This is a genomic window from Rothia halotolerans (assembly GCF_004136635.1).
Classification (GTDB): domain Bacteria; phylum Actinomycetota; class Actinomycetes; order Actinomycetales; family Micrococcaceae; genus Rothia; species Rothia halotolerans.
Window position 1 is genome coordinate 1 of the sequence record NZ_NOIU01000009.1, and the last position, 1,188, is coordinate 1,188.

The window sequence follows — 1,188 nt, forward strand, 5'->3', positions numbered from 1 at the left end:
ACCGGACCGAAGATCTCCTCGGTCACCACCCGCGCATCAGCCGGCACATCAACCAGCACCGTCGGGCGGTAGAAATACCCCGGCCCCTCCCCGGCCTGCCCGCCGGTGACCACGCGCGCTCCGCGGGCCACGGCATCCTCGACCAGCTCGGACACCGTGTTGCGGGCCTTGGCCTCGATCATCGGCCCGCACGTGGTGCCCTCCGCCAGGCCATCACCGATCCGCAGCTGCCCCATCTGCTCGGCGAACTTACCCGCGAACTCCTCCGCCACGGACTCATGGACCAGGAAGCGGTTCGCCGCGGTGCACGCCTCGCCCATGTTGCGCATCTTCGCGCCCATCGCCCCGGCGACGGCCTCATCGATGTCGGCGTCCTCGAAGACCATAAACGGGGCGTTGCCGCCCAGTTCCATCGAGGTGCGCAGCACGTTCTCCGCCGCCTTGGCCAGCAGCTGCTTGCCCACCGGCGTCGAGCCGGTGAACGAGACCTTCCGCAGCCGCGGATCGGACATGACCGGCTCCGAGACCGCCGAGGCCGAGGCGGAGGAGACCACGTTGAGCACCCCGGCGGGCAGGCCCGCCTCGAGCATGGTCTGGGCGAAGTACTGACTGGTCAGCGGGGTCAGCCGGGCGGGTTTGAGCACCATGGCGCAGCCGGCGGCCACGGCGGGGGCGACCTTGCGGGTGCCCATCGCCAGCGGGAAGTTCCACGGGGTGATCAGCAGGCACGGGCCCACCGGCTTGGACACGGTGAGCATCCGCAGGGTCCCCTCCGGGGTCGGTGCGGTGCGGCCGTAGTCGCGTACGGCCTCTTCGGAGAACCAGCGCAGAAACTCCGAGCCGTAGGCGACCTCGCCGCGGGACTCCGCCAGCGGTTTGCCCATCTCGAGGGTCATCAGGGTCGCGAACTCCTCCGCGCGCTCCTGGATGAGGTCGAAGGCCCTCCGGAGGATGTCCGAGCGCTTCCGGGGGCTGGTCGCCGCCCAGTCCTGCTGTGCGGTACAGGCGGCGTCGAGTGCTACCTGAGCATCCTGACTGGTCGCCGAGGCCAGGGTCGCGATGGTCTGCCCGGTGGCGGGGTTCTCCACGGTGAAGGTGCCCCCGTCGGAGGCGTCGCGCCACTGGCCCGCGATGAGGATCCCGGTGGGGACTTTGGTCAGCAGCTGATCCACATTGATCGCCATACGA

At 69.9% G+C, this 1,188-nt stretch carries 1 protein-coding gene; it reads right to left on the bottom strand.

The window, feature by feature from the left end; genetic code table 11:
• A partial coding sequence (locus tag EWV39_RS13700; RefSeq protein ID WP_165313342.1) for an NAD-dependent succinate-semialdehyde dehydrogenase occupies nt 1–1,184 on the bottom strand: 1,184 nt, incomplete at its 3' end.
• Between the last annotated feature and the right edge of the window lie 4 nt (nt 1,185–1,188).